The sequence below is a fragment of the Ruegeria sp. BK1 genome, assembly GCF_056535645.1.
Map to the genome: position 1 here is coordinate 93,536 of NZ_JBQFIS010000003.1, position 21,730 is coordinate 115,265.

Genomic DNA, 21,730 nt, shown 5'->3' on the forward strand with positions numbered 1-21,730 from the left:
CCCTTATGTTTTCTTGACTGATTTCAAAGCGTCTTCGGTAAAAATGCGCAGGCCCAGATCGGCGCGGAAACCGTGGATCTCCGACACGTCCAGTTCCTGCATGAATTTAAGAATTTCCGGGCTGATCACCTGCCCCGGTACCAGAATAGGAAAGCCGGGCGGGTACGGGATCACGAAGGTGGCCGAAACCATTTCTTCGCCCGCCTCCAGCCGGTCCAGCATGTCATGATCGGGTTCCACGTAGTCACAATTGTCCTCGTCATAGGACAGGAAGAACGCGGTGCGGATATCACCCGCTTCGGTGCCTTCAACACAGCGGAACGCATCATGGAAGCGGCTGAAGTCGGGCAGTGGCGGGACGTGTTCGCTCAGGTTGCGGACACGCTTGTCGAAGGCGCGCTTTTCCATCTTGGACGCATCGTCCATCAGATCGTCCAGCTCCTTGGCGATCTCGACCAGCACCTCGATCAGATAGGCGACCGAGCTGCGCGTGGTGCCGATATTGGTCATGAACAGCACGGTATTGCGCGAGGTCTTGTTGATCTGGATGCCGTATTTGTCCATCAGGATCTTGGTCTTGAACGTATCACCGTCCCAGCCCGTTGCGCCCACATGCAGCGTAATCCGGGTGGCATCCAGAACAAATTCATCCTTCGCCCAGCAATCCCAAACGTCCGCCCAGCCCTGATCGGGATCGAAATAGCTGGTCATACCGCTTTCGCGGTACTCCTCGGGGATCATGTCGCCTGCAGTGACCAGTTTGAAGTATTTCTTCAGCAGCGGATGCGTCGTGACCGCCCGGCGGATCGCCATGGCGCTTTCGACCTGACGCTGGACGAACTCATAACCTTCGATCTCGACCTGCCTGCGGCCAACATCCAACGAAGCGATGATCTGATAGTTGGGCGAGGTCGAGGTGTGCGTCATGTAGGCTTCGTGAAACGCTTCTTCCACAGCGCCTTTGAACTGTTGGTCGTTGACGTGGATCATCGAGCCCTGCCGCAGCGCGGTCAGCGTCTTGTGTGTGGATTGCGTGGCATAGACACGCACCCGTGCGTCCGGCGGGGCGATCAGACGGGTGTTCAGCAGGGTCTCATCATCCGCGCCCTCCAGCTCGACCTGTTGGGCTGCATAGGCTTCGGAATGGTCTGCGGAGCGGAACTGTTCACGCAGGATATTGGCCGAGCGCATCGCCGTTCGCACGCGCGTGTTGGGTGCGAAACGGGCATAACCGAACCAGGCTTCATCCCACAGGAACACAAGGTCTTTCTTGATCGCCAGACATTCCTGCATCACCCGCTGAACGTTGTAGACGATGCCATCAAAGGTGCAGTTGGTCAGCAGCACCATACGCACCTGATCCAGCTTGCCCTCGGCTTTCAGGGCCAGCAGCTTGTGCTTGATCTCGCGGATCGGCACCGCACCGTACATCGAGTAGTCGTGCAGAGGGTAGCTGTCCATATAGACTACGCTCGCCCCCGCCAGCACCATGCCGTAATGGTGCGATTTGTGGCAGTCACGGTCGACCAGAACGATATCGCCAGGGCGCACCAGCGCCTGAACCACGATCTTGTTGCAGGTCGAGGTGCCGTTGGTAGCAAAGAAGGTCTGTTTTGATCCGAACGCACGGGCGGCGGCCTCTTGCGCTTCCTTGATGGGGCCGCGTGGCTCCAGCAGAGAATCCAGCCCGCCCGATGTGGCCGAGGTTTCGGCCATAAAGATGTTCGACCCGTAGAACGCCCCCATATCCTGAATCCAATGGCTACGGCTGATCGACTTGCCGCGGCTGATCGGCATGGCGTGGAAAACGCCGGTGGGTTGCTTGGAATATTCTTTCAGCGCGGTGAAGAACGGGGTTTTGAACCGCCGCTGCACCCCGCGCAGGATGTTCAGATGCAGTTCCAGAAAATCTTCCTGATTATAGAACACCCGTCGGCACAGGCCCAGATCAAGCCCGGCGATATCCTCGGCCGAGCGGTCGGTGATCAGATAGGCATCCAGCTCAGGGCGCAGCATTCCAATCCGGCGACAGGTTTCCGGCCCGTATTCCGAAGGGGACAGCGCATCAAGATCTGCGCCTTCGCCGTAAAGGCTGATATAGCGCCCCAACACGTTGGTTTCGTTCTTGGACTTCAGGCTAAGACCCGGACGAACGATCACGGCCTGCACATTCTGGTTGAACAGAACGCCAATCAACGCATCCTCGACGCTGGGCACCACGACGGTCTCATAAATGAACGGGTCTTCGCTGCGGCGCATCCGTTGCAGGCTGGATTGCAGGAACCGTTCCTGATGTTCGTTGACATTGTCGACGATCATTACCTCGAAATAGGGTCGCCCCAGCGCACGGGCTTCGTGGCTTTGAGCCGCTTCATCCTCGAACTCGTCGCCCTCGGTCTCATCCGCGATCAGAGGGATCGAGCGACGCCGATACGCCCCCGATGTCAGCGCGCGCGAGACCCGGCGCACGGCGGTCGAGAAATCGCCGAAATTGCCATGGTCCAGCAACCTGCGCAAATAGTCAAAGGCCGACGCGCCAGGAAACGCGAAATAAACCTCGATAGGGGCCAGTGCCTGAAGCAGACGGCGCGCCCTGTCCCGATCAGAATCACCGGCGTTTTGATCCAGAGATTCGGCTGTTTCCCGCAGCGCGCTCCACCTGTCCGCCCGCAATTGCGAGGCGCTGTAATAGTCCGAGATGGTGTGGAGCTTTTCGCTGTCGGATAAGCCGTGCATGAGATCAATGTCCTTTCTGCAATTCCCGAAAAGCTGCGCTGGTATCAGTCTGTGCCTGAGCGCCCTTTGTAGAGATAAAGATTATCGGGCTTGGTCGAGGTATCTTCGTTGTATCCCAGCGCTGTTCTGGGGTCGGAAGCGGCAACACCGGCAACATCGCCCTTTTGCGGGATGCGCAGCGGCCCCAGCGTGTGCAAATAGGCATCAGCTCCGCTGGCCCGGTCATAAACCGGGAAATCCGCCTCGCGGTCGCGGAAGCTTTTGAGGACCTGACCCAGACCTTTCAGCCCGACCTCGCGCTGGCGGCGGACCTGATCCAGATCGATCTCGATGGGGAAGATGTCCTCTTGCCCCGCCGATTGGTGCAGCACTGTGGCCGAGGGATCAACCACCAGCGACCGCCCCACCCCGCCAGCGGCCAGACCGTTCACGTCGAACACGTAACACTGGAACTGCGCCGCGGTGGCCTTTGCAATCGACAATTCGGCCTCACGGTCAGTGGTGCCGGTCAACACCGGATGCAGCAGAACCTCGACCCCCTGGCTGGTCAGGTGGCGAGTGGTTTCGGGGAACCAGATGTCATAGCAGATCGACAGGCCGAACCGACCCACATCCGGGACGTCAAAAATGCAGAATTCCGTGCCGGATGAAATGCTCTGTTCGTAGGGTTTGAACGGGAACATCTTCGAGTATTTCGAAACGATCTCACCCTCGGGGTTGATCACCACCGAGGTGTTGAAAATCCGCCCGTCCTCGCGCTTTTCGAACATCGAGCCGGGGATCAGCCAAATTCCATAGCGACGCGCAGCGTCCTGAAAACGTGACAGATCGTCATTGGGAAAAGGCTGGGCAAACCGGTCGAGCGGACCATAGGGGGCCAACTCGCTGAACAGCGCCATCTGGGTCCAGGGAAACCGCGCCATCATTATGTCGATCCGGTGCAGCATCGCATCTACATTCGACTGCAACGCGCCCACATGCATCTGAATTCCGGTTATCGCAAAAGGGGTCATCTTGTTTGTCTCTTCTTCTTGCCGATTGCGACCGCCGAGGTGGTCCGGCGTTCTTCATCGGAACATGAAAGCACGGATTGGTGCAAGCCCACGATCCGCAAGGGGGTGATTTAGTCGGCCTCCTCCTCGCCGGGGGATTCCACAAAGTCGATATCGTTGCGCACCCAAAAGAACCGGAACCCGCAACTACGCAGCCATTTCTCCAACCGGTCCAGACTGGACCATTCCCGCCGCAGACCGCGCGTGGATTCCACCAGCGCCCACTGACCGTCGACCAAAAAATAGACCGTCCAGGTGTTGGGATGCGCCGAGTGGTTGGCAAAGCCGCCGCTAACCACCTCGCGCGCAGTGCGCACGGCGACAGGATAGTCTCCGATCCGGTTCTCAGCGGCAAGGATGGCCAAGTCGTTCTGGCGGATCGTGAAAGTGGGAAAGGGAACGTCGTTCATGATTAGCCTGTTAATGAACACACCCATTCCGGCACCCCACGATCCGTCTGTAGATCAGCATATGACGGATCACGCGGCCACGGTCTGGTTTGCCGGCTCAGTGGTCTCGACCACAGCTTCAGCATCCTGATCCTGAATGGCTCGGAACAGGGCCCTGCGGCGCTCGCTGATATCTTCAGACTTCAGATTTTCGATCCGCGTCGCCAGTGTCCAGATATGGCCAAACGGGTCGGCAACCGTGGCGCAACGTTCGCCCCAATAGGTGTCGATTGCCTCGGCCATCAGGGTTGCGCCGTTTTCCAAAGCGGCCTCCAGCGCGGCATCCGCGTCTTCGACATACATGTGGTGGCCCACCGGGGTAACGGTGCCCGCAACTGTCGGAACATGTGCGCCCCAACCCGCAGTGACGAACAGCATCGAGTTGCCGATCTTTATGGCGGCAAAGCCGGGGGCCTCATCCGCATCAAAGGCCTGAATCTTGGCGTCAAAGGCTTTTTCGTAAAAGGCCAGCGCCGCAGGCACGTCCGCAACAGCCAGCGATGCCGTACAGGTGCGATAGCCGCGCGGTAGGGTGGCAGGCTTCTTTTTCATATCTCAAATCTCCGAATTGGGCGGGGGAGCGCCCGATGAGACATGCGGGAAAATCCCGCAGTATGAATCATACTGTGGATCAACTGGTCACTCATTGCAACACTATGGTTCATAGTGCGGATACATCCGCGATGACGGTCAGAAAGTCGGCGGGGTACAGGCGCTGACGATCCGGCATTTTTCCGGTCCAACCTGACGGAACCGGTGCGGGGTGCGGCTGTCGAAATAATAAGCGTCCCCCGGCCCCAGCACCTTGCGTTGATCGCCCACCGTAACCTCGACCCGGCCCGAGACCACCACGCCGCCCTCTTCGGCCTCGTGGCCATACATTACACGGCCGGTATCCGCGCCCAGATCATAGGTTTCCTGCAAGATCATCATCGCGCGCCCGTGCAAGTTGGATCCCACCTGCCGCAGCGACAGCCCGCCCTTGCCGATCTCGGTCAGGTCTTCTGCAGCATAGAACACGGTCTGCTCGGCCTCGATCTCGAACGAGAAAAAGTCGGACATGCCGATCGGAATACCCTGCAAAATCCGCCGCAACGCTCCGACCGAGGGGTTCATCTTGCCCGACTCGATCAGCGAGATGGTCGAGTTCGGCACATCCGACTTTTTGGCCAACGCCCGCTGCGACAGACCCGCGCGTTCACGCAGGGCGCGCAGGCGCAATCCAAGGGTCAGATCATCCTGATTGGCGTTCTTCATGTTCACTATCCGCATCACTTGAGGGGTGCAGGAACCGTAAATCAAGGGCTTATGGTTGGCAAGAAACAGGCTTTCGCTCAAACCTGTGGCTACTACAGTCACGCGATCAGATTTACGGGCGCGCGCCCGACAACCCGAAAGGACGCAATATGCTGAATGCTCAGATTGCTGAACGCCGCAACACATCGATCGCGCAAGGCGTGGGAATGCAGACGCAGGTCTATGTGGACCGCGCTGCGAACTCCGAGGTGTGGGACGTCGAAGGCAAGCGTTACATCGATTTCGCCGCAGGCATAGCCGTTGTGAATACCGGGCATTGCCACCCCAAGGTTATGGAGGCGGTCACGACGCAGGCCGCGAACTTTACTCATACCTGCCATCAGGTTCTGCCTTACGAAAACTACATCCGTCTGGCCGAGCGTCTGAACGAAAAGGTGCCGGGTGATTTCACCAAGAAGACCGTCTTTGTGACCACCGGTGCCGAAGCGGTGGAGAACGCCGTCAAAATCGCCCGTGCAGCCACCGGCCGCCCCGCCGTGATCGCCTTTGGTGGCGGCTTCCATGGCCGCACCTTCATGGGCATGTCGCTGACCGGCAAGGTGCAGCCCTACAAGGCCGGCTTCGGCGCGATGATGCCCGACACCTATCACGTCCCTTTCCCGGTTGAACTGCACGGCACCTCGACCGAGGATTCGCTGGGCGCGCTGACCAAACTGTTCAAGGCCGATCTGGACCCGGGCCGCGTTGCTGCCATCATCATCGAGCCGGTTCAGGGTGAAGGTGGCTTTTACCCCGCCCCGGCCGAACTGATGCGCGGCTTGCGCGCCCTGTGCGACGAACACGGCATCGTTATGATCGCAGACGAAGTGCAGACGGGTTTTGCCCGCACCGGCAATTTGTTCGCGATGGAAGCCTATGACGTGGCCGCCGACATCACCACCATGGCCAAAGGTCTGGCGGGCGGTCTGCCGTTGGCCGCGGTCACGGGTCGCGCCGACCTGATGGATGCGGCGCAACCCGGCGGTCTGGGCGGCACCTATGGCGGCAACCCGCTGGGCATCGCCGCCGCCCATGCGGTGATGGACGTGATCGAAGAAGAGGACCTGTGCGCCCGCGCAAACGAGCTGGGCTCGCGTCTGAAACAACGTCTGGAATCGATCCGCGCCCGTACACCCGAGATCGTCGACATTCGTGGCCCCGGTTTCATGATCGCGACCGAGTTCAACACCACCGACGGTAGCGCACCAAACCCCGAGATGGCCAACGCCGTGCGGGCCGAGGCGCTTAAGCGCGGATTGATCCTGCTGACATGTGGCGTATATGGGAACGTAATCCGCTTCCTCGCACCGCTGACGGTGCAGGATGAGATCTTCGCCGAGGCGATGGATATCCTCGAAGCCTCGGTCGACGCTGCCAAAGGAGCCTGAACATGCTGGATACCAAAGTGACCAAGCTGGAGCTGAAAGATCCCAGCCTTCTGGAAACCCGCGCCTATATCAACGGCACATGGGTTGAGGGTGAAGCGACCTTTCCCGTTTACAACCCTGCAACCGGCGATCTGATCGCCAATGTGACCGATGTCAGCATCGAAGGCACCGCGCGAACCGTGGACGCGGCCTATGCGGCAAAGAAAGAATGGGCCGCGCAAACCGGCAAGGAGCGCGCCGCAATCCTGCGCAAATGGTTCGATCTGATGGTGGAAAACGCCGACGATCTAGCCACGATCCTGACCGCCGAGATGGGCAAACCCTGGGCCGAAGCGCGGGGCGAGATCCTGTACGGGGCGTCTTTCATCGAGTGGTTCTCGGAAGAGGCCAAGCGGGTCTACGGCGACGTCATCCCCGGCCATCAGCGTGACAAACGCATTGTCGTTCTGAAACAGCCTGTGGGCGTGGTCGGTTCGATCACCCCGTGGAACTTTCCCAACGCCATGATTGCCCGCAAGGTTGGTCCGGCACTGGCTGTAGGCTGTACCTTTGTGGCCCGTCCGGCAACGCTGACGCCTCTGTCTGCGCTGGCGATGGCTGTTCTGGGCGAACGTGCGGGCATCCCGGCAGGTGTGTTCAACGTCATCCCCGGCACAGACAGCTCGGGCGTGGGCAATGAGATGTGCACCAATGACAAGGTGGCCAAGATCACCTTCACCGGGTCGACCCGTGTTGGCCAGATCCTGATGCGTCAGGCGGCAGGCACGATCAAAAAGATGAGCCTCGAACTGGGTGGCAACGCGCCGTTCATCGTGTTCGACGACGCCGACGTGGACGCTGCCGTGGATGGTGCAATGATCGCCAAATTCCGCAACAACGGCCAAACCTGCGTCTGCGCCAACCGCATCTATGTGCAGGCGGGCGTCTATGACGAATTCGCCGCCAAGCTGGCCGAGAAGACCAAAGCCCTGAACGTGGGCGACGGTTTCGGTGACGGTGTCACCACCGGCCCGCTGATCAATGACGCGGCCGTCGCCAAGGTCGAGGAACATATCTCGGACGCGGTGTCCAAGGGCGCAACGGTCACGCTGGGCGGCAAACGCTCGGACCTTGGCGGCACGTTCTTTGAACCCACCGTTCTGACCGGTGTGACCCGCGACATGGTGGTCGCAAAGGATGAAACCTTCGGCCCTGTCGCGCCCCTGTTCAAGTTCGAGGACGAGGACGACGTCGTCGCCATGGCCAACGACAGCGAATTCGGTCTGGCCTCGTATTTCTACAGCCGTGATCTGGCGCGCGTCTGGCGCGTGGCCGAAGGGCTGGAATCGGGCATGGTGGGCATCAACACCGGTCTGATCTCGACCGAGGTCGCGCCCTTCGGCGGTGTCAAACAATCCGGTCTGGGCCGCGAAGGCTCGAAATACGGGACCGAGGATTTCCTCGAGATCAAATACCTCTGCATGGGCGAGATTTCCTGACCTTATCGGGCAGGATCTGACCCCGCGGCACCAAAGAAAAGACCGGGCTTCAACGCAAGCCCGGTCTTTTCTTTCCAATTCTGGCGGCTTCAGAACCCTACCGGATCACCGCCTCACTCTTTAGTGCGAAAGGCCAAAGATCTTCAGTATCCCTTGCGCACAGAGCGATCCGCCGACAGCGAATTTTGACTCTGTTCAACCAGCATTTCGATTGCATCTGCCAGATGCTCCCGGTTGATGTGATGATCCCCGCGCGCGACGCGAAGTTTATGCGCTTTTAGCAGTACATCGGCATGGCGACAGCCTTCGGGCGGTTCGAACCTATAGCTTGCGATTTCAAGCCGGAGCCCCAGCGGATCGCGGAAATAGATCGAATCCATGAAGCCCCGATCGACGGGACCCGTGTTATCAACGCCCCGCGCATCCAAACGCGCTGCCACTTGCCAGAATGTGGCTTGGCTGACGTTGAAAGCGAGATGATGCAAAGACCCGATGGCCTCTGGTACAGGGGTCGCATCCGGTTTCCGGTCTTCATTGGTAAAAATTGTGATGAGGCGCCCATCGCCGGGGTCAAAATACAGATGCCCCTCGTTAGGATTGTCGAGATTCGGCTGATCAAAAATGAACGGCATTCCCAGAACCCCTTCCCAGAAATCAATCGACGTCTGTCGGTCCGCTCCGTTGATCGTGATGTGGTGCACACCCTGCGTTTGAATTTTCTTAATCTGATTGGACTTTGACATTTTGCGACTCCGGGGTTCGTACACTCAGGCCTGACCTGTCGGGTTTGATTTCTGCGGCATCACAGGTGCGGGCCCAAGGTTCATAAGCTTTGCCAGTGCAACAATTTTGCGCCCCACATTGTTTTTCAAAAACGTTTCAGCCGGGCCCTTTCACGTGTTGGTGACAGAATACGGCATTTCCCTTTTGCACGGCTCATTTGGTCAACCGGTCTTCTGCGAAAAGCTTAGGGTCAATGATCGCGACAATGTCGCTGCCGCTGTCCTGCAATCCAAGCCTTTCACACAAATAGGCAGACGCAACATTGCCGGGCGCAATGCCCGTCTTGAACCCGGTGGCGCCAAGCTGATCATGAGAGTGTATCAGAGCCATTGCACCCAAGATTGTCGCAATCCCCTCGCCCATACGCTGGGGTTTGGTCGAAAGCTGACCCCATTGCGCGCGACGATGCAACGGGCTGCTGGGTGGATGACACAGAACCGAGCCCGCAGTTGCAACCGGTGCACCCGACCTGTCAACGGCGACCATGGCAAACCCGGGCCGGGACACTCCACGCATAACCGGTCCGATCGGCGGCAAAACTCCGTGGCTCAATGCAACTTCGGCAAAAGCTTCCAGCCATTCCGGCGGAGAGTCGCGATCAATCACGCGCACGGTCAAATCTTCGGGCAGCGCCCGCGTCTCGACAACGTGGCGCGCGACGTCAACGCAATTCAGACCTCCCAGATAGCAGGCTATCGTATCTGTTTTGAAACCCTGGCTTTCAATTTTTGCCAGCGTTTTCGCAACCTCAGGACGTGGTATGCTCTCTATCGCGGTCACGCCAAGGATCCGGGCCATTGCATAGGCATCATCCAATGCCCCGCTATACTCATTGGAAACCTGAATACCCCGCCCATGGCTACAGAACCGAGGGTCGTCCCCCAGCAGATGCAAAAGATGCTCGCCCGTGGTGGACATATGTCGCTGGGCTTCACTACCAAACACTTCCATCGGTTTTCCTTCAGGGCACCCCATGACAGTGAACCGATGATCATTTGATCAGGGGTGCGCCGTCAAGACGCTCGACCGTATTCTACCCGCCATGTCTCGGACTTGAGATTTCCCTCAGAAAACTTGCGCTTGCTTCGTCGGATGGAAAGAACAGTTCGATCTTCAAGTCATCCAGAGTGACATCCGTCACGGTGCTGAATTGCGCAACAGTCCCAAACATCGACACCCGTTGCTCCCCAAAACGATAGATCGCCGGAACCGTTGGACCGGGAACCATATCCCTGTGGATGCTTGCATAGGGCGCAAGCGCCTTGGTCGCAGCGTCCAATTCGGGCAACCCGCCGGCATTCGCGCTTTCCGAGCGCAAACGCAGCATTGTATGATGCGCAACCTCGGGCCAGTTTTCTACTAGCTCGGCCATGACCGGGCTTGTAACAAGCGCCAACAGGCTTTGCCCGGTTTCGATCCCAAGCGGTGTAAACAGAAGCTCGGCCGCTTTGTTCAATCTGACGATCCTCCAAACCCGATCCAACACAATCCCCGGGTAGGGGTCATGCTGTTTCAGTGTCCATTCAACAGCATCGCGGATCGGGGCCATGGCGGCGTCATCAAAGGGAGTTTTGGCAAAACGGGCGGCGAAACCTTCTGCCTGCAGCATCTGGTTTCTGGCGTCGACAGGTACATCCATAACGTCCGAAAGATGAAGGATCATATCTGGGCTGGGCCGGGACCGACCGGTTTCGAGAAAGGATATATGTCGCGCACTGACATTGGCTTCGGTCGCCAGGTCAAGCTGGCTCATCCGCCGAAGCTTCCGCCATTCTTTCAGCAAACTGGAATACGGGGTCATGGTGCCACCTTAGTGACCCTGCAGGTAGAAATCACTTACCTCTGACGTAATTGATCTCGACCCGCCCCGACCGCATGAAGGACACCATCGAAAGGAGGGCGTCATGACCCCACAACACATCGCAATGCGACGGTCGGGCACGGCATTGGTCGCCACCGGAGTTCTATTTACATTGACCGCACTGCCTGCCTTGCACAGTCTGGCGCATATCTTTCTGACAGTGGCGTATTGGCCGATCCACTCGGTTGCAGCCGATATCACCGTCCCAGCGCCATTGTTGCTTGCAATTGTTGGCGGTCTGACGGCCGGGCTAGGCGCGATGCAATGGGCGTTGGGAACCTACGTTGTGCCGATATCCCCTGCCGCCGCAGCCAAAGTGGCACAGATCACCGCATGGGTCTGGTTTTGCACCGACAGCACTGGCTCGGTCTTGGTCGGAGCGCCCTTAAACGTTGCCCTCAACATTTCCTTCCTGCTGTTGATCCTCTGGTCCAGCCGACCGCAACCAGATGAAAATCCTTGAGGATCTGACGTTTTCGATCACCCAGCGATGGGTTCAATCTCGAATTGTCGAGGCCCGCTGCAAGCAACGGGCACGACGTCAGGGTTTTCAAAATCCATATCGACGGACACACAAATACAAATTCACCAGAGTTAAGTTGGAAATAGCCGGGTGGGATACAAAAAGTACTGGGTCAGCACAAAGGTGCCCTGCAACATGCCTGCAAAATCTCACTCGATGAAACTGATGACTGATTTCAGCAAGCGCCGGATGATCGTTTATAAAAAGCGATAGAACTCCAGGGGTGCTGAGTTGCAAAATCACGTTGAGAAACCTGTTTCCAGCTTGAAAAGGTCAGAGCCCCAAGGGGCTCTGACCCGTACCAGCGGCGTTACATGTCACTATCCGAGAACGGACGCGGATAGTTGTTGATCTGCTCGGGCGTGAAGGGCAAATTCTCGACCTCGACTGGAGCGGTATAAAGCTGCCGCGTCTCGGGCCGTTCGTTTGCGATACCCGTCAGGGCAGGCCCCGGAGTTGGATCGGGACGGTTCGGATATTGGTCCATCCACAGCTCGTGCCGAGCGCGTTGGCGATTGAACATCGACTTGATGTGGAACTGCTCGATCATCTCGCCGGTTTTCTCGCGCGGGTCGGTATAGAGATCATAGAACTCGTTCTTCGACAGGCCGGGAGTTGCGTTTTTCCAATCCCGCTTGAACCGGCCCTTGACGCCAGCCGACAGGTTGGGACCCTGATAGATCATGACATAGTCGCGGCGGCTGAAGCCGTCTCCGTTCAGCAACAGCGAGGTCTGATCGACACCGTCGATCACCCGGTCGGTTGGGATGGCATCCATCGCACCTCCAAGGCGCGCGAAGGTGGTGAAAAGGTCGCTGACATGCAAGATGTCCCCCACGATCTGATCGGGCTCAATCACACCCGGCCACTTCGCGATTGCCGGAACCCGCACACCGCCTTCGGTAAAGTCACCCTTACCGCCTGTATACAGCGTCTCGACCATGCCACGCGGCCCGTAGTGAATGAATGGGCCATTGTCGGCCATCACGATCACCAGCGTGTTTTCAGCGATGCCCTTGGCCTCGAGATAGTCAAACAACTCTCCCACGAATTGATCGATTGCAACCAGACCTTCTTGCGCAAGGTTCTTGTTGGCCGTGTCTTTCTGCGTCTTGCGCGGATCAGGAAAAAATGCCGCCAGGATCGGGTGATAAGCGATGAAAAAAGGCTTTTGCTCCTCGACACTCTTGTCGATGAACGCCAGTGTCCGGCGCTGCGCTTCTGTTTCGATATCCCAATAATTCTCGATATTGGGCGGCGGGCCCCATTCCAGCGTCTCGCCGCCTTTGGTTCCCTCAAGCGTCCAGACCTGACCCAACGGCTGCCAGGAGTTGTCGATGTCATATTTGTCTTCACCATAGAAGTCCGGATAGAGGCCGGTGATCACGTTGCCGACCTCGGCCTGCGGTATCCACATCGACGGAACCTGATTGTAGGGGGTAAACAAGGCCTCGTCATAACCCTGGTTGTGGGCGTATGAGAACTCGGTATCCCCCAGGTGCCACTTGCCGTAAAACGCGGTGTTGTACCCGGCACCCGAGAGAACCTCGGCAATGGTCACCTCCTCAGCATCCATGCCTGAATATTCAACGGGGAAGGACACTGTGTGCATCCCGCTGCGCACGGCGTAGCGGCCGGTCTGAAATGCTGCCCGCGTGGGGGTGCAAGCGGGTTCGGTATACATGCGCATGAAGTTGATCCCTTCATCCGCCATCTGGTTCATATTGGGGGTCTCGAACCCACGCACGGCCTGAATTTCGGGGATGCCAACCTCGCCCACGGCGGTGTCGTCCCACATGATGTGGATGATGTTGGGTTTGGTGCCGTGTTCAGCCGCAAGCGCATCGAGTTTTTCCTGAAGCGCGGCATCTTCGGTCGCCCACCGCTCGCCGTGCTGAGCATGAAGGATGTAATGTTCGGCGTCGTGGATGATGGGCTGAGCCGCCACATCCGACGAAAGCACAGTTACCGCTGCGCCACAGATTGCCAGACTAAATTTCATTTCAGTTTCCCTTTCCTCTGTGCTGTTTCCAATAAGTTGATCGGATACGCGCGGCTGGCGTTCAGCCCCCAAGATTGCGTTCAAGTACGGTTTCGATTTCGCGGACCAGCCCCTGCAGGCTTTCAAGCAGAAGGTCGCGTTCGGCCTGTGTTCCCGGATGCGAGCTGGGACGGCATCGGATCAGAGCGTTCAGGTCACCGGCCAGCAGCTCGTAGTCGCGGCAGATTTCGGCGAAGACTACGTTGGATTGCCGAAGCTGCGTGATAAGCACCTGCCGGTCCGGCAGGTACAATTCGACCGTCGAAGGGTATAGTTCCGATCTGTCAATATGCAGAGCCATGCATGGCAGCATGAGCGCGGTTGAAAGGACCCGATAGGGGTTATACGGTGAAATACGACGTGAAACCGTGACTTCATACCGGTTTAGAAACTTGTTTTTGTTGACTTAAGCGACTCTGAGATGAGCGGCGCATCGAATATGGAAAAGCGTGACGAGCCTTTGACCGAAGCCCAGATCCGAGGGGCGTTGGCCAGAGTTCTCAACAGCCCGCAGTTGTCAGCCTCGGCGCGGTTGCAGGACTTTCTGACTTACGTTGTCGACGAAAGCCTGCACGGTCGGGGGCAAGCCATTGTCGGCAAAATTATCGCGCAGGATGTTTATGGGCGCGACCCCACCAAGGGCAGCGACAACGTTGTTCGGGTTGATGCGCGTAGGTTGCGACGGGCGCTCGCGGAATATTATGGCGCGGATGGTGCGGATGACCCAGTGCATATCCATATCGACAAAGGCCACTATACGCCGCGGTTCGAAGCACGGTCGCAGGCAGATCGGCCAGGACCACAACATGCGCGTGCTCAGGGAAGACGAATGTCAGCGCTCTGGCCCATTCTGATGGTCGGCGCGATCGTCAGTTTGGCAGTTGTATTCTGGATGTCTTTTAAGGAAACGCCGCAACCCTCAGAAACAGAAAACGCAAGCAATGCTGCGCAGGAACGGCTGGCTCTGGCGGCAAAATCAATGGCAACATTGCAGGCTGCCAACATGTCGCAAAAGGCCAGCGAACTTTTGTTTCCCATAGCGGATACAGATCATCAGAATTCGGCCACGCAAATGTTCAAAGAGGCCATCCGCATCGATCCCGAGTATTCAGGCGGCTATGCAGGTGCTGCGCACAGCCTGCCAACTCTGGCTATTCTGTCCCCGGAAGAAACCCGGCGGCAGGCGATGCTTCGCGAAGCGTCGCAGATGTCACAAAAGGCGGTCGATCTTGACCCGACGAATGGTTGGTCAATCTCGTCTCAAGCATGGCTGGCTTTTGCTTCGGGCGACTTGGAAACCGCAAAAGAATTAGCGGATCGGGCTTTCAAACTCAGCGACATGGATGCGCGGGTTTTGGATTTCAGCGCGGTGATCTTTTTACTGACAGGTGATTTTAAATCCGCTCAGATGATTTCTGACCCGGAACAGCCACGCAGAGCTGCGGGATTGCATCACGCACATCAAAACATTTTTGGCGTCGCGAGTTTCCATTTGGGCAACTACGAAGCCGCTATCTCCGCCTTTGATACGGCCATTGCTTCCGGAGGTCCCGTCAGTGAGTTGACACTGCTTTTCAAAGCCGCCTCCTATCAAGCTGATGGTCAGACAGATATGGCAAAAGTGCTTCTTTCAGAACTGGCACAGATTTGGCCCGATTTTCATCCTTCTGTCGCGCTGAACAGGCTATACATCAATTCCGATCACGCGAGCGCTGTGCTGTCGCAATTGAAAGCCGCGGGTTGGCAAGAAAACCCGAATGTGCCGAAACACTCGGACGCCAATTGACGGGCACGACGGCCCGTTCTGCTTTGCTTGCGACGTCTCCCTGTTAGTGAAACACGGTTTCACCAGCGTCGTCGCGGATGGTCGTTCCCTTGGTACCGGCCACGATCCCAGCCAGATCAGCCAGGGCGCCGATGGCGGCGGATTTGCCGGTCAAGCGGGCGAACTGAACCGCTGCATCCACCTTTGGACCCATTGAGCCTGCGGCGAAATCATAGGCGTCGATCGCATCAGGTGTTGCCGTCTTGATGCCACGTTGATCATCTGTGCCCCAGTCCAAATAGACGCTGTCCGCATCGGTGGCTGAAATGAACAGGTCCGCCCCCACTTCGCGAGCCAGCAGTTCCGAGGCCAGATCCTTGTCGATCACCGCTTCGATCCCCTCCAGCGTACCCGCGTCGTTATAGACGGTGGGGATTCCGCCGCCACCGGCGCAGATCACCACGGTCTGTTTCTCCAACAACCATTTGATCGGCCGGATCTGGAAAATCCGCTTGGGCAGGGGTGAGGCGACCACCCGCCGCCATTTGTCGCCATCGGCGCGGATGTCCCAACCCTTGTCAGAGGCCAGCCGTTCGGCCTCGGCCTTTTCATAAACAGGCCCGATGAACTTGGTCGGGTTGTCAAAGGCGGGGTCCTTGGCGTCGACCTCGATCATGGTCAGCAGCGTGGCCAGAGGGGTTTCCTGCGGCAGGCGGTTGCCCAGCTCCTGTTCGACCATGTACCCGATCATGCCTTCGGTCTCGGCCCCCAACACGTCCAGCGGGTAGGCTTCGTCCGGTTTGTAAGCATTGCCTTGCAGCGCCAGCAGGCCGACCTGTGGGCCATTGCCATGGGTCACGATCAGCTCGTTGCCTTCGGCGATGGTGGCCAGCGCCTCGGCGGCGATGGCGGTGTTTTCGCGCTGGTTCTCCGCGGTCAAGGCCTGACCGCGGCGCAGCAGCGCATTGCCCCCAAGGGCGACGACAATGCGCATGGCTCAGCTCCCTAATGTGGCGACCAGAACCGCCTTGATGGTGTGCATCCGGTTTTCCGCCTGCTCGAACTGGATCCCGGCGGGGCTTTCGAACACCTCTTCGGTCACTTCCATTTCGGTGATGCCGAATTTCTGATGAATGTCCTCGCCCACCTTGGTTTCCGTGTTGTGGAAAGCGGGCAGGCAATGCATGAATTTGACGTTCGGATTGTTCGCCGCCGCCATCAGATCGCTGTTGACCTGATAAGGTGTCAGCTCCTTGATCCGGCTTTCCCAGACCTCGGCTGCCTCACCCATCGAGACCCAGACATCGGTATGGATAAAGTCCACGCCGTCCACCGCCTCTTTCGGATCGTCGGTGATGGTCAGCTTGGCGCCATAGCGCGCGGCGGCCTCTTCGGCAGGACCTCGGAATTCGTCCGAGGGCCACAGCTCTTTCGGGGCGCCGATGCGCACGTCCATACCCATCATGCAGCCCGCGATCATCAGCGAATGACCCATGTTCGAGCGCCCGTCACCAACATAGGCATATTTGATGTCATGCAAGGGTTTTTCGCCATATTCCTGCATGGTCAAAAGGTCGGCCAGCATCTGGGTCGGGTGGAATTCATCCGTCAGACCGTTGTAAACCGGCACGCCCGCATAGTCGGCCAGCGTCTCAGCCAGATTCTGACCAAAGCCACGGTATTCGATCCCGTCGAACATCCGACCCAAAACGCGGGCGGTGTCTTTCATGCTTTCCTTATGCCCGATCTGCGACCCCGAGGGGCCGAGGTAGGTGACGCCAGCGCCCTGATCCATCGCCGCCACTTCAAAGGCGCACATGGTCCGGGTCGAGGTTTTCTCGAAGATCAGGCAGATATTCTTGCCCTTCAGGTGCTGAATCTCGGATCCGGCGTATTTCGCACGTTTCAGGTCGCGTGACAGGTCCAAAAGATAGCGCAGTTCGCGCTGGTTGAAGTCGAGCAGTTTGAGGAAGCTGCGGCCCTTGAGGTTAAATGCCATCGTCTTCGTCTCCTTTTCGTCATCAGTCTCAATAATCTACGGGGTCGCGCCAGATCGGGCAGGTCATGCAATGCCCTCCGCCACGTCCACGGCCCAGTTCGGACCCGGAAATGGTGATCACCTCGACACCCGCCTTACGCAGCAGCGTGTTGGTATAGGTGTTGCGGTCATAGGCCACGACCACGCCGGGCTCTAGCGCGACCACGTTGTTGCCATCGTCCCATTGCTCGCGCTCCTGATTGAACGCATCACCACCGGTCTGCACGATGTTTAGCGATTTGATGCCAAGGCACTCTGCCGCGACATCAAACAGGTGTTTGTCCTCACGCCGGAACTCGATCGAGCCCTCTTTGTTGCCCGGATGCAGGCTGATACACTGGATCTCGTTACAGACATCCACAAAAGCGGTCGCGGTTTCGCGGTCGCAATGGCTAAACACCGTATCCAGATGCATGGCCGCCCGGCTGCGTGGCATCTGGCAGGCCACAACCCGTTCCGCCGCTCCCTTGGCGAACAGCGCGCGTGCCACCTGACCCACCGCCTGCGGGCTGGTGCGTTCGCCCATACCGATCAACACGCTGCCATTGCCCCAGGGCATGACATCGCCGCCCTCGACCGTGGCCGCGCCATGATCTTCGTCGGGGTCGCCCCACCAGATTTCGAAATCCCCGTTCTTGAAATCAGGGTGGAACTTGTAAATCGCGGTGACCAGCAGCGTTTCAGGCCGCCGCGCGGGCCAATACATCGGGTTCACCGTCACACCGCCGTAGATCCAGCAGCTGTTGTCGCGGGTGAACTGCGTGTTGGGGATTGGGGGGATCACAAATCCCAGAGGGCCAAGGTAGCTGCCGAACATGCCCGAGGGCTTGAAGGGCATATCCTCGACCGCGATGCCGCCGATCAGGTACCTGGCCAGTTCTTTGGCCGGCATTTCATCAAGCCATCCGCGCAACTCAGTCAGCATGCCGACGCCAACCTGATTTTCCGTGATCCGCCGTTCCAGCACCCAGTTGCGGGCATCTTTGTCCTTGAGTGTCGTCTCTAGCAAAGCGTGGAATTCCAGCACTTCGACCCCGCGCTCTTCCATTTTCATGCGGAAATCAGCGTGATCGGCACGGGCTTTGTGCACCCATAGAACGTCATCATACAAAAGCTCGGCTGCGTTGCCCGGGGTCAGGCGGGAATGGGCAAGGCCCGGTTCGCACACCATCACCTTGCGAAGTTTGCCAATCTCGGAATGGGCTCCAAATCCAGTCATGATGTCTCCTTCGGTGTTGCTTTGCCGGACTGCCAGCGCAGCCAGACATGGATGGGCAGACCTGCCAAAAGCAGCAGAACGCCCCAGAAAACCACATCCTCACCCGCGCCGTAGATCGCCCAGAGCGCGTAGGCAAAGCCCAACGTGGCAAGGATAAGGATGTTGGGTGACAGCCGGATGTGATCGCCCCGACGCGCACGGATCATGATCTCGGCCATGGCACATAGCAGATAGGGGATCAGGGTCGACAGCGTGGCCAGCAGGATGATGAATTCGAACTGCTCGGCCAGCGACCGTGTGTAATTCATGGCAATGAGGGCACTGGCCAGAAGGCTGGACACGATCAACCCAAAGGCCGGTGTACCTGAGCGGGACAGGCGCGCGAAATAGGCCGGGAACAACCCGTCGCGGGCCGCGCCTAGGGGCACCTGCCCAGTCAGAAGAACAAAACCGTTCAGCGTCCCAAAGGTTGAGATACAGGCCCCGATGGCGATAAAGACAGCGCCACCGAAGCCCCACATGACCGTGGCGACATCGGCAAGCGGCGCATTGCTTCCCGCCAAAAGTGACGAGGACACGACACCGAGCGCCACATAGGTTGTCGCGATATAGATCAAAGCCGCCACGCATGTGCCAAGGATCGTGGCGCGGGGAATGGTGCGCTTGGGATCTTTGACCTCACCTGCCGGGACGGTCGCCGATTCCAGCCCCACAAAGGCCCACAGTGTCAGCGCAGCACAAGTTGAAATCGCCGAGATGTTGGACATTCCGCTGACATTCACCGGTTTGAAATTAGCGCTGTCTACATATGCAAAGCCCAAAACGATCAGCACCAGCAGCGGAGCCAGTTTCATCACGGTGGTCACGACCTGAATGATCCCCGCTTCACGCACGCCGCGCACGTTGATCCAAGTCAGCAACCACATCGACCCCAGTGCCGCGGCCAACCCGGCCAATGCGCTTTGGCCCACGGCAGGGACCATAACGCTGAGATATCCAGCAAAGGCCACGGCCACGGCGGCATTTCCCGACCAAAGGGCGATCCAATAGCCCCACGCGATGATGAACCCTGCAAAATCCCCAAAGCCTTCGCGGGCATAGGCATATGGCCCACCGGTATCAGAAGACAGGCGCGCCAGCCGTCCGAAGATCAGCGCTAGGACGATGGCTCCTCCGGCGGTCAGAACCCATCCCGCCATCGAGATCGGCCCAAACGCTGCAAGAGACGACGGCAGCAGGAAAATTCCCGACCCGATCATATTGCCCACCACCAAGGCGGTACACATCCAAAACCCAAGAGCGTGTGGGGTATCAGAAGAGGTCATCGGACAGCCTTACGCAATTGCCGACAGGCTGAGACCGACCATGATGATCACGATCAGTACACCCAGCAGCGGAAGGGTGAATTTCAACCACCGTTCATAGGGCACACGTCCCAACGCCAAGCCACCCATCACCACAGCCGAGGTCGGCGTGATCAGGTTCACCAGACCGCTAGCGGACTGATAGGCCGTGACGACCAAAGAACGGTCCACGTTCGAAAAATCCGCCAGTGGCGCCATGATCGGCATGGTCAGAACCGCCAGACCCGATGAGGACGGCACCAAGAAAGACAACAGCCCCTGCAGCCCGAACATGGTATTGATGAAAGCCACCTGACCCAACCCGTTCACTGCACCCTCGGCCCAATACAGGATCGTGTCGGTTATACTGCCAGCATCCATCACGATAACGATGCCACGTGCAATCCCGATCACCAGCGCCACGCCCAACAGATCACGCGCGCCATCCACGAAAGTCGAAGTGAACTCTTCTTCTCCCATCCGTGCGATCAGCCCGACGACGATGGCGGCCACAAGAAACAGGCCCGACATCTCGGCCATCCACCAACCTCCGACGGATACGCCCCAGATCATCACGCCGAAGCTGGCTGCAAAGATCACAAGGATTACACCATGGGTGCCCGTAAAGGTGACAGGCGCATCGCCCTCGCGTTTGCCTTTGAGGAAATGTGTTTCATTGCTTTCGCGTTTGTCGGCGACGATCGACAGCTGAGGGTCGGCTTTGACCCGCGCCGCGTAGCGCATGACAAACGCGACACAGGCCAGCCAGCAGACCGCAAGCAGTCCAAAGCGCAGCATGATCCCATTGGTGAACGGCACCCCCGCCGCGTCCGAAGCGATCACGGTGGCAAAGGGGTTGATGGTGGACCCCAGCGTACCCACGCCCGCGCCCAGCATGATGATCGCCACACCTACTGCGGCGTCATAACCCGCCGCAATCATCACCGGAATGATCAGGGTGTAGAAGGCCAGCGACTCCTCAGCCATGCCATAGATGGTGCCGCCTGCAGCAAACAACGCCATCAGGATGGGGATCATCCACTTTTCATGCCCCTCCATCCTTGCCATCGCTTTGGCGATGCCTGCGTCAATGGCTCCGGTATGGGCCACGATCCCCAGAAAGCCTCCAATCACAAGAACAAACAGCGCAACGTCGATGGCCTGAGCCTCATAGGTGGCGGGATTGTAGAACCCCGCAATCGGTGCCAGAACCACGTCGAAAAAGCCCTGCGGCTGCGGGTCAACTACCTGATAGCTGCCTGGAACCGGGACATCCTTGCCCAGCTGTTCATTTGCGACTCGGTCATACTGACCGGCGGGCACGAACCAAGTGGCGATCGCAACCACTGCGATCAAAGCAAAGAGAATGGTGTATGCAGTAGGGAACTTGAACTTCATTTGAACGATCCTCTGAAAATACCGAGAATGAAAGCTAAGCTGCCTGCGTGCCCGATGATCTTCCGTTCAGTCCGGCCAGGTTCGTTGCAAGCTGTTGCGTGAAATGTGCAAAGCAAAATCAAACAGGACTTTGACTTGGATCATTTTAAACCCAAAAAGATGTAACTGATTTGTGAAATTTAGCCCTCGGAATTTTGCATGGGCAGACAAAAGCCGTTTTTTGCGGGCTAGCTGTTCACGTTGTCCGGATCGAACGTTCCCGATGACAGATCGACACGCGCGTCGACCTCAGCTGCGTTGACGGTCGCATCGGCCCCCGGCTCGCTCACAATAGTAGCTGTCTAAGGGGCCGGCTTTTGG

20 protein-coding genes are annotated in these 21,730 nt (G+C 58.2%); 4 read left to right on the forward strand and 16 right to left on the reverse strand.

The annotated features are described in order from the left end of the window. Positions 1-3 precede the first annotated feature (3 nt). The 5 genes from ACR3E7_RS21395 to ACR3E7_RS21415 all read right to left on the reverse strand — a co-directional run bounded on the left by ACR3E7_RS21395 (position 4) and on the right by ACR3E7_RS21415 (position 5,494). Positions 4-2,736, reverse strand: a complete 2,733-nt coding sequence (locus ACR3E7_RS21395; RefSeq protein ID WP_170785719.1) for an aminotransferase class I/II-fold pyridoxal phosphate-dependent enzyme — start codon at positions 2,734-2,736, stop codon at positions 4-6. Between the two features lie 44 nt (positions 2,737-2,780). Beyond that, the gene (locus ACR3E7_RS21400) at positions 2,781-3,749 is read right to left on the reverse strand and encodes a carbon-nitrogen hydrolase family protein (protein ID WP_170773267.1); all 969 of its coding nucleotides are present in this window, start codon (positions 3,747-3,749) and stop codon (positions 2,781-2,783) included. A 110-nt stretch (positions 3,750-3,859) separates the two neighbouring features. After that, a complete protein-coding gene (locus ACR3E7_RS21405) occupies positions 3,860-4,198 on the reverse strand; it encodes a hypothetical protein (RefSeq protein WP_170789907.1) in 339 nt (112 codons plus the stop codon). 69 nt (positions 4,199-4,267) lie between these two features. After that, positions 4,268-4,789 (reverse strand): VOC family protein, encoded by a 522-nt coding sequence (locus ACR3E7_RS21410; protein ID WP_170789906.1) that lies wholly within the window; start codon positions 4,787-4,789, stop codon positions 4,268-4,270. A gap of 138 nt (positions 4,790-4,927) precedes the next feature. Continuing rightward, a complete protein-coding gene (locus ACR3E7_RS21415) occupies positions 4,928-5,494 on the reverse strand; it encodes a cupin domain-containing protein (RefSeq protein WP_480503670.1) in 567 nt (188 codons plus the stop codon). Positions 5,495-5,643: 149 nt separating this feature from the next. Between ACR3E7_RS21415 and ACR3E7_RS21420 the strand changes: the two genes are divergently transcribed. Further along, positions 5,644-6,921 carry a 4-aminobutyrate--2-oxoglutarate transaminase gene (locus ACR3E7_RS21420; RefSeq protein ID WP_170773259.1) on the forward strand — a complete coding sequence of 426 codons (1,278 nt, stop codon included), beginning with the start codon at positions 5,644-5,646 and terminating at the stop codon, positions 6,919-6,921. A gap of 2 nt (positions 6,922-6,923) precedes the next feature. Beyond that, complete coding sequence (locus tag ACR3E7_RS21425) at positions 6,924-8,399, forward strand: NAD-dependent succinate-semialdehyde dehydrogenase (RefSeq protein ID WP_237215846.1); 1,476 nt, start codon at positions 6,924-6,926, stop codon at positions 8,397-8,399. A 143-nt stretch (positions 8,400-8,542) separates the two neighbouring features. Here the strand turns inward: ACR3E7_RS21425 and ACR3E7_RS21430 are convergent, their stop codons facing one another. The 3 genes from ACR3E7_RS21430 to ACR3E7_RS21440 form a co-directional block, all read right to left on the reverse strand. Next, complete coding sequence (locus ACR3E7_RS21430; RefSeq protein ID WP_170773595.1) at positions 8,543-9,124, reverse strand: VOC family protein; 582 nt, start codon at positions 9,122-9,124, stop codon at positions 8,543-8,545. Between the two features lie 211 nt (positions 9,125-9,335). Next, positions 9,336-10,133, reverse strand: a complete 798-nt coding sequence (locus ACR3E7_RS21435; protein WP_480503669.1) for a hypothetical protein — start codon at positions 10,131-10,133, stop codon at positions 9,336-9,338. Between the two features lie 82 nt (positions 10,134-10,215). After that, positions 10,216-10,983, reverse strand: coding sequence for a helix-turn-helix domain-containing protein (locus tag ACR3E7_RS21440; protein WP_480503668.1), 768 nt, complete (start codon positions 10,981-10,983; stop codon positions 10,216-10,218). Positions 10,984-11,086: 103 nt separating this feature from the next. Between ACR3E7_RS21440 and ACR3E7_RS21445 the strand changes: the two genes are divergently transcribed. Then, positions 11,087-11,506 (forward strand): hypothetical protein, encoded by a 420-nt coding sequence (locus ACR3E7_RS21445; RefSeq protein ID WP_170773252.1) that lies wholly within the window; start codon positions 11,087-11,089, stop codon positions 11,504-11,506. A 370-nt stretch (positions 11,507-11,876) separates the two neighbouring features. Here ACR3E7_RS21445 and ACR3E7_RS21450 read toward each other — a convergent pair whose 3' ends face one another. From ACR3E7_RS21450 to ACR3E7_RS21460, 3 genes are all read right to left on the reverse strand, one after another. Beyond that, entirely contained in the window at positions 11,877-13,568 is a 1,692-nt protein-coding gene (locus tag ACR3E7_RS21450) for a sulfatase-like hydrolase/transferase (RefSeq protein ID WP_480503666.1), read from the reverse strand. A gap of 61 nt (positions 13,569-13,629) precedes the next feature. Further along, positions 13,630-13,908: a hypothetical protein gene (locus ACR3E7_RS21455; protein WP_170789900.1), complete on the reverse strand. Its 279-nt coding sequence runs from the start codon at positions 13,906-13,908 to the stop codon at positions 13,630-13,632. Positions 13,909-14,124: 216 nt separating this feature from the next. Further along, positions 14,125-14,415, reverse strand: a complete 291-nt coding sequence (locus ACR3E7_RS21460) for a hypothetical protein (protein WP_170773247.1) — start codon at positions 14,413-14,415, stop codon at positions 14,125-14,127. A gap of 21 nt (positions 14,416-14,436) precedes the next feature. On the opposite strand from ACR3E7_RS21460, the gene ACR3E7_RS21465 reads away from it, so the two are divergent. Continuing rightward, entirely contained in the window at positions 14,437-15,393 is a 957-nt protein-coding gene (locus ACR3E7_RS21465; protein ID WP_480503665.1) for a tetratricopeptide repeat protein, read from the forward strand. A 43-nt stretch (positions 15,394-15,436) separates the two neighbouring features. On the opposite strand, the gene arcC is transcribed toward ACR3E7_RS21465, so the two are convergent. Genes arcC through ACR3E7_RS21490 form a run of 5 tightly spaced genes read right to left on the reverse strand, consistent with a single transcriptional unit; the run spans position 15,437 to position 21,370 of the window. After that, positions 15,437-16,366: a carbamate kinase gene (arcC, locus tag ACR3E7_RS21470; RefSeq protein ID WP_480503663.1), complete on the reverse strand. Its 930-nt coding sequence runs from the start codon at positions 16,364-16,366 to the stop codon at positions 15,437-15,439. Positions 16,367-16,369: 3 nt separating this feature from the next. After that, positions 16,370-17,371, reverse strand: coding sequence for an ornithine carbamoyltransferase (argF, locus tag ACR3E7_RS21475; protein WP_480503661.1), 1,002 nt, complete (start codon positions 17,369-17,371; stop codon positions 16,370-16,372). A 28-nt stretch (positions 17,372-17,399) separates the two neighbouring features. Continuing rightward, the gene (locus tag ACR3E7_RS21480; protein ID WP_170789896.1) at positions 17,400-18,629 is read right to left on the reverse strand and encodes an arginine deiminase; all 1,230 of its coding nucleotides are present in this window, start codon (positions 18,627-18,629) and stop codon (positions 17,400-17,402) included. Continuing rightward, positions 18,626-19,954 (reverse strand): amino acid permease, encoded by a 1,329-nt coding sequence (locus tag ACR3E7_RS21485; RefSeq protein WP_480503659.1) that lies wholly within the window; start codon positions 19,952-19,954, stop codon positions 18,626-18,628. The genes ACR3E7_RS21480 and ACR3E7_RS21485 overlap by 4 nt, the downstream gene beginning before the upstream one ends. A gap of 9 nt (positions 19,955-19,963) precedes the next feature. Then, entirely contained in the window at positions 19,964-21,370 is a 1,407-nt protein-coding gene (locus ACR3E7_RS21490; protein WP_170773236.1) for a YfcC family protein, read from the reverse strand. Between the last annotated feature and the right edge of the window lie 360 nt (positions 21,371-21,730).

Coding starts and splice junctions, on each gene's coding strand:
- ACR3E7_RS21460 (WP_170773247.1), bottom strand. CDS start 14,415: ATGTTGTGGTCCTGGCCGATCTGCCTGCGACCGTGCTTCGAACCGCGG.
- ACR3E7_RS21480 (WP_170789896.1), bottom strand. CDS start 18,629: ATGACTGGATTTGGAGCCCATTCCGAGATTGGCAAACTTCGCAAGGTG.
- ACR3E7_RS21420 (WP_170773259.1), top strand. CDS start 5,644: ATGCTGAATGCTCAGATTGCTGAACGCCGCAACACATCGATCGCGCAA.
- ACR3E7_RS21410 (WP_170789906.1), bottom strand. CDS start 4,789: ATGAAAAAGAAGCCTGCCACCCTACCGCGCGGCTATCGCACCTGTACG.
- ACR3E7_RS21455 (WP_170789900.1), bottom strand. CDS start 13,908: ATGGCTCTGCATATTGACAGATCGGAACTATACCCTTCGACGGTCGAA.
- ACR3E7_RS21435 (WP_480503669.1), bottom strand. CDS start 10,133: ATGGAAGTGTTTGGTAGTGAAGCCCAGCGACATATGTCCACCACGGGC.
- ACR3E7_RS21485 (WP_480503659.1), bottom strand. CDS start 19,954: ATGACCTCTTCTGATACCCCACACGCTCTTGGGTTTTGGATGTGTACC.
- ACR3E7_RS21450 (WP_480503666.1), bottom strand. CDS start 13,568: ATGAAATTTAGTCTGGCAATCTGTGGCGCAGCGGTAACTGTGCTTTCG.
- ACR3E7_RS21415 (WP_480503670.1), bottom strand. CDS start 5,494: ATGAAGAACGCCAATCAGGATGATCTGACCCTTGGATTGCGCCTGCGC.
- ACR3E7_RS21400 (WP_170773267.1), bottom strand. CDS start 3,749: ATGACCCCTTTTGCGATAACCGGAATTCAGATGCATGTGGGCGCGTTG.
- arcC (WP_480503663.1), bottom strand. CDS start 16,366: ATGCGCATTGTCGTCGCCCTTGGGGGCAATGCGCTGCTGCGCCGCGGT.
- ACR3E7_RS21445 (WP_170773252.1), top strand. CDS start 11,087: ATGACCCCACAACACATCGCAATGCGACGGTCGGGCACGGCATTGGTC.
- ACR3E7_RS21440 (WP_480503668.1), bottom strand. CDS start 10,983: ATGACCCCGTATTCCAGTTTGCTGAAAGAATGGCGGAAGCTTCGGCGG.
- ACR3E7_RS21405 (WP_170789907.1), bottom strand. CDS start 4,198: ATGAACGACGTTCCCTTTCCCACTTTCACGATCCGCCAGAACGACTTG.
- ACR3E7_RS21490 (WP_170773236.1), bottom strand. CDS start 21,370: ATGAAGTTCAAGTTCCCTACTGCATACACCATTCTCTTTGCTTTGATC.
- ACR3E7_RS21425 (WP_237215846.1), top strand. CDS start 6,924: ATGCTGGATACCAAAGTGACCAAGCTGGAGCTGAAAGATCCCAGCCTT.
- ACR3E7_RS21395 (WP_170785719.1), bottom strand. CDS start 2,736: ATGCACGGCTTATCCGACAGCGAAAAGCTCCACACCATCTCGGACTAT.
- ACR3E7_RS21465 (WP_480503665.1), top strand. CDS start 14,437: ATGTCAGCGCTCTGGCCCATTCTGATGGTCGGCGCGATCGTCAGTTTG.
- argF (WP_480503661.1), bottom strand. CDS start 17,371: ATGGCATTTAACCTCAAGGGCCGCAGCTTCCTCAAACTGCTCGACTTC.